Consider the following 4,977-nt stretch of genomic DNA (forward strand, 5'->3'; position numbering starts at 1 on the left):
CCGACGAGATTCATGCGGCCGACGTGCAAGCGTCGCAGGTCTGGCTGGAGGTGACGGAGCGCGGCTTCATTCACGCCGACATTGCCCGAACCACCCTGGCAAAAGCGCGCGACGCCGGCCATGTGATCGCGATCGATGATTTCGGGACGGGATACTCCAGTCTGTCATTGCTTTGCCCATCACGGTGCTCAAGATCGACAAGTCCTTCGTCGATGCCATCGGCCGGAATGCCGCGATAAGCCTGGTGACGCCTCATATCATCGAGATGGCCCATAGCCTGAAACTCAAGATGGTCGCGGAAGGGATCGAAACAGCGGAACCGGAGACGATCCTGCGTCAGTCCGGCGTTCAGTTCGGGCAAGGGTGGCTATACTCGAAAGCCCTCCCGTTCGAGGAATCCATGGCATTCTATGAGAAGCGCAATGCGGGATAAAGGATGGTGAGGAGATATGTCACACGCGGTCGAGCGCACTTCGGCAGTAGGACGTTCAGAGTAGGTTCCCAAAAGTGGTCTCATCAAAGAATAACAATCAACGTACCAATCGACACTTGCTCGTACAGTCGATGATCGAATGCAGTCGATGAAGCCCAATCGGCATGGCAGTGGAATGTCTCCACGCAGCATTGGCGGGACCACATCGCCGCCGCTCATTATCTGGCGATCTGGGAAAGCTACGGGAGAGCGAACTTTACTGAGCTTTGATCCGCGCTTCAATTAAGCTCAATTCGAAGCGGTGATAGCGTTGCCGAGCAAAATACCCGTCCAACTCTTGTCGAGCTAGTGAGGTGGGTTCGCCTCGAAGCCTCGCGCCTGAAATCCCAGCCTCTTGGGCCGCAATTTGGATAGCATCGTCTGTCAGGTATTTTCGCGTTCGCGCCAAATCGGCCTGCAATTGATCCTTCCGTGAAGAGACAGGCTTCTGGGGCGCAGTACCTTGGAGCGTGGGGGCTGGATGAGTGTCATTTGCAGTTCTGGTCGTCACCATGCCCTGAGTAGCTTTGCGATGTCTGACAGGTTGGAGCGTTTCGACCGGCACATACCCGAAGTGCTTTCTAAGTTCCCCGGACACGGCACCACTGTCCGTAACACCCGCCCTGAACAACTTCACAAGCAGTCGCGCGGCCACATCGAACTGGTGACTATCCATGGCTGTAAGCTGTCCGGTATATCCGGCCTCTTTCAGCGCGATTTGAATAAACCTGGCCTCTTCGCTCGCTTGGCCGGATTTCCTTTGATCGTTAGGCAAACTGGCTCCTATTCCGCGGTCCGATATGCCGCTACGTTGGGGTGGCTTGTTTTCTTGAGCTTGGATGGCTGCTGAACGGAGAGGTAGCGAGGGCAAATAGCCGCGTCGGCCGCACGATCCGCTCAGTATCGCCAATCTCGAGATACATGAGGCGCCACCCCCGGCGCATTCGATCTTGATCTCATGTACGCCGACAGACGTTGAAGGGTCTCCCATTTTTGGCACATGATCCATCGCATCGTCTCCAACCATAAATGGCGTTGCTTCAGCAGCAATACAATAGAGACCGGAAATACGTCGTCCTTGCACCAATGACTTTGTACAGCCGAGCAACAGGCCGGCTCCGAAAGCCGCCCCGCCAGCGAGAGCAATATCGGTGACAGGGCCGGTTAGCCTCTTTAGTTCGACAATAAATGCAGGAGCATCGTTAGTAAGGTTCTCCCAGTAAGCAGCCACGCTCTCCCCAACAATCGGCAGGCCGCGCACCCAGTTTGGCGGCGCTGAAGGACCCTGCTCCAGAACGCGCGTTATTCCCCCGGCTAATTTGGTGATGTCGTCGGCGAGCGCCGTTACGAGGACAGTCAGCGGCGCGATTACAACAAAAATCACCAATATCGTCATAGCTGCGGCAGCCGGCGCTCGATAGCCCCCTACAGCACGCTCGCATTGGCGGTAGATTGGCCAGGTCGAGAAACAAATCACTGCGGCCCACAGGATTGCTGACAGGAAAGGCCAAAGCACAAGTGTGCAACCAACGGTCAGTAGCAGAAGGGCACCGACGCTAAGAGCGGGTTCAATCAGTCGGCTAGGTGTCACCATGATCGGTTCGCTGCTCCGCTTTCGAGCGCCGTTCCATCTGCAACACCAGGCGCGATCATATGCGCGGCGCTAGCATGGAACTGGCGAACGGGTGGCCGACATGCCGGCCGGAAATTATCTTGCTCTCCCGTTTAGGGTTGTCAATTTCAGCTTCTGGCAGGATTGTGTTGGAAAACTCGGCGTTGCTGGCGCTTGAGAGCCGTGATTCAATCTTGTGAGTGATGCGCAGGGGATCAGGCGGAGGATAGGATGTCAGGCGGCTCCGGCGCAGCTTCTACGACTTCTGCCTTGATGATTACCCCTCACAGTGCGTCCAGGATCCCGTCGCAATTTTGCATTATGAATGGGGCAGTCCGCTCGCTCTGGCTCGCCGCGCGCTTCATGCCTATGCCAGGTCTATCTCCCTGGAGCCGGCTGGACCGAGCTCGATCCGACGAACCGCTCGTAGGCAATCGCGATCTTATTCGCGTGGCAGTCGCACGTTCCCCTAGCCAGGCGTGCCCGTTGAGCGGCATCTATGATGGGAGCCCTTCCGACTGCGATGGCATGTAGGTGCAGGTCAACGTTACGACCGAATGACCTGTACCAAGGAGACTCGCGGGAACTCCCCTGTGCCGTCGACGTTTGCCAATTGCGTTCTGTGCATGACCGACCTCTCCAACAGGGAATGTAGGATGAAAATACGGGCTGGATTCCATATAGGCTACGAGTGTGGGCAGCCGACCCCGATGCTCATGGTGTTGAACATTCATCCCTCCCGCCGTGTCGATCTGCTGACCGATCAGATACTGACTTTCGACAGGCAAATCGAGGCTTGGTACTATACCGATGTCTTCGGCAATGCCTGCAGTCGCATTGTCGCTCCGCCGGGGCTGACGACGATTTCCACGGAGTTCGAGATTTATGACAACGGGCAGCCGGACATTGTCCCGGAAGGCGCGTTTCAACATGCGATTAACGACTTGCCGAACGAGGTGCTGGTCTTCTTGCTCGGCAGCCGCTACTGCGATACCGACAGGCTCGCCGATTTTGCCTGGGGACGGTTTTCGTCGACCCCACTCGGATGGCAGCGCGTCCGGGCTATCTGCGACTTCGTCCACAATCACATCAGTTTCAATTACCTGAAGGCGGATCCTCTCCGAACGGCGTATGGCGGGTTTACCGACAGGACTGGTGTCTGCCGGGATTTTGCGCATCTTGCCATTACGCTGTGCCGTTGCATGAACATCCCGGCGCGATATTGCACCGGCTATCTGGGAGATATCGGCGTGCCGGTCGATCCCAATCCGATGGACTTCAGCGCCTGGTTCCAGGTCTATCTCGGCGGTCACTGGCATACGGCGGACGCTCGCCACAACACGCCGCGCATCGGGCGTATCCTTATGGCGACCGGCCGCGATGCGACGGATGTTGCCCTGTCGACAGCGTTCGGGCCTGCAAAGCTCTCCCGTTTCGAGGTGATCACGCAAGAAGTGCAGCAACGCTGATCTGCTGGCCGGTGCTGGCCACCGGGGTCGCGGCCATGAATTGCTTGATTGGGCATTTCGAGACGGAACGGACTCAATGCAGTCCTCTGGCGATTTGCATTAACCCCATCAAGGCGGCAACGGACCCAGCCGTTCCGGATCTCTTGACCGACGTGCCGGCGGGTGAAAGACGGATTGACCGCGATTTCGCGCATACTCTTTCGAACGGACATTCAACGACTGCGCGTGTCGGCGCCTGTTTCACTAGCGATCAGCGTCGCCATTTGGACTCGAAGCTCTTTCTCGTTCAGAATGCGACCGGCGGCTCGAACGTCTGCGAGAATCTTTGCTATAACGCCCTCATCGCCCGCGGCTGTCGTCCGAACATCGATGATTTCTGCAACGTAGGCTTCAACATCGGTAGCGCCGACTAGGGCCGCAACCCAATGAGCCAATACCCGATCTCGTCGGGACTGAATCTTGAAGGCCATTTCAGAAGCCAGAAAATACATCTGCTCCATCGCCTTTTCGCGTTTCTCGAACGCGTTCATGGCGATGGTCTCCCTGCAGAATTCGCCGTCGACAGCAGGTGCTGGAGAAGACCGGGATCGATCTTGATGATCCGCCGCTCCCGGCTTCCAGCGGCAATCGACGGCAGACAGATAAATGTTGCCACACGCCGATGAGACGGTCGGGATAGGTCGGTTGGCTCCTCGTCCTGCACGATCTTGTAGTCTCCTGCAGGATGCATTTCATCGAGGTCGGGCAAAGTGAACGGAGCCGAGAAATGAACTATAGTGTTCATGATGCGCGTTGACATGGCGACAAACTCCAAGTGAAGGCGCTGAACTGCCACACAGGTACAAGCCTTCATCTGACCGGTGGTATCGGCATAGCCAATCGGGATTTGGGAGGATGGCGTTCAAGGGATCTGACGCCGCAAGGAGCCATATGGCCAAATGACGATTGGATTACCCTACGTTCAAATTAAGTCGTGAAGAGGGCATAAATAGAAAAAGGAAATATAAAACAGAATTTATTACAAATGATCAAAAATAATATTTCGAGAATTCCAAATAAAATGGATGGAAAAATAATATATTAGTCATGAATCACGTTTTGTGTTATTGTAGTTCTGCGCAATATTGCGCGTTTTCATTCAGATTGGATATGGACATGCTAGACATGACCTGGCTTCGCCCCGGCCTATGGGGAGCGGCATGCGGCGCGGCCGCACTTGCCATCGTCGGCTTCACATGGGGAGGTTGGGTGACCAATGGCAGTGCTCAAAAAGCCGCCGGGATCGAGCGAACCTCGGCCATCGCGGCTGCGCTGACGCCCTATTGCCTCGAGAGGGCCAAATCGGATCCAGCTTCGGCAGAGATCTTGGCCGCACTCAAAGCAGCCGGCACCTACGGGCGTAGCGACGTTATCAAAAAGGCCGG

Annotated in this window: 5 protein-coding genes and 2 pseudogenes; 4 read left to right on the forward strand and 3 right to left on the reverse strand. The window is 56.1% G+C overall.

Annotation, left to right across the window (positions count from 1 at the left end; all coding sequences use genetic code 11):
• Window positions 1–50: 50 nt before the first annotated feature.
• Window positions 51–433: pseudogene (locus tag C934_RS34490) on the forward strand (EAL domain-containing protein).
• Between the two features lie 256 nt (window positions 434–689).
• On the opposite strand, the gene C934_RS36585 reads toward C934_RS34490, so the two are convergent.
• Complete coding sequence (locus tag C934_RS36585; RefSeq protein WP_245268058.1) at window positions 690–1,868, reverse strand: hypothetical protein; 1,179 nt, start codon at window positions 1,866–1,868, stop codon at window positions 690–692.
• Between the two features lie 586 nt (window positions 1,869–2,454).
• On the opposite strand from C934_RS36585, the pseudogene C934_RS36125 reads away from it, so the two are divergent.
• Window positions 2,455–2,618, forward strand: a pseudogene (locus tag C934_RS36125) (transglutaminase family protein); the annotation flags it as partial.
• A 122-nt stretch (window positions 2,619–2,740) separates the two neighbouring features.
• Window positions 2,741–3,553, forward strand: a complete 813-nt coding sequence (locus C934_RS0131360; protein WP_026372237.1) for a transglutaminase-like domain-containing protein — start codon at window positions 2,741–2,743, stop codon at window positions 3,551–3,553.
• 212 nt (window positions 3,554–3,765) lie between these two features.
• Here the strand turns inward: C934_RS0131360 and C934_RS0131365 are convergent, their stop codons facing one another.
• Window positions 3,766–4,083, reverse strand: coding sequence for an ATPase inhibitor subunit zeta (locus C934_RS0131365; protein ID WP_018860454.1), 318 nt, complete (start codon window positions 4,081–4,083; stop codon window positions 3,766–3,768).
• Window positions 4,080–4,352 (reverse strand): hypothetical protein, encoded by a 273-nt coding sequence (locus C934_RS0131370; protein WP_018860455.1) that lies wholly within the window; start codon window positions 4,350–4,352, stop codon window positions 4,080–4,082. Before C934_RS0131370 ends, C934_RS0131365 begins: the two co-directional genes overlap by 4 nt.
• Before the next feature lie 356 nt (window positions 4,353–4,708).
• Between C934_RS0131370 and C934_RS0131375 the strand changes: the two genes are divergently transcribed.
• On the forward strand, window positions 4,709–4,977 hold a 269-nt coding region (locus C934_RS0131375), incomplete at its 3' end, for a hypothetical protein (protein WP_018860456.1).

Origin of the sequence: Rhizobium sp. 42MFCr.1 (assembly GCF_000377185.1) — a bacterium.
GTDB lineage: Bacteria > Pseudomonadota > Alphaproteobacteria > Rhizobiales > Rhizobiaceae > Rhizobium > Rhizobium altiplani.

Coding starts and splice junctions, on each gene's coding strand:
- C934_RS36585 (WP_245268058.1), bottom strand. CDS start 1,868: ATGACGATATTGGTGATTTTTGTTGTAATCGCGCCGCTGACTGTCCTC.
- C934_RS0131360 (WP_026372237.1), top strand. CDS start 2,741: ATGAAAATACGGGCTGGATTCCATATAGGCTACGAGTGTGGGCAGCCG.
- C934_RS0131365 (WP_018860454.1), bottom strand. CDS start 4,083: ATGAACGCGTTCGAGAAACGCGAAAAGGCGATGGAGCAGATGTATTTT.
- C934_RS0131370 (WP_018860455.1), bottom strand. CDS start 4,352: ATGTCAACGCGCATCATGAACACTATAGTTCATTTCTCGGCTCCGTTC.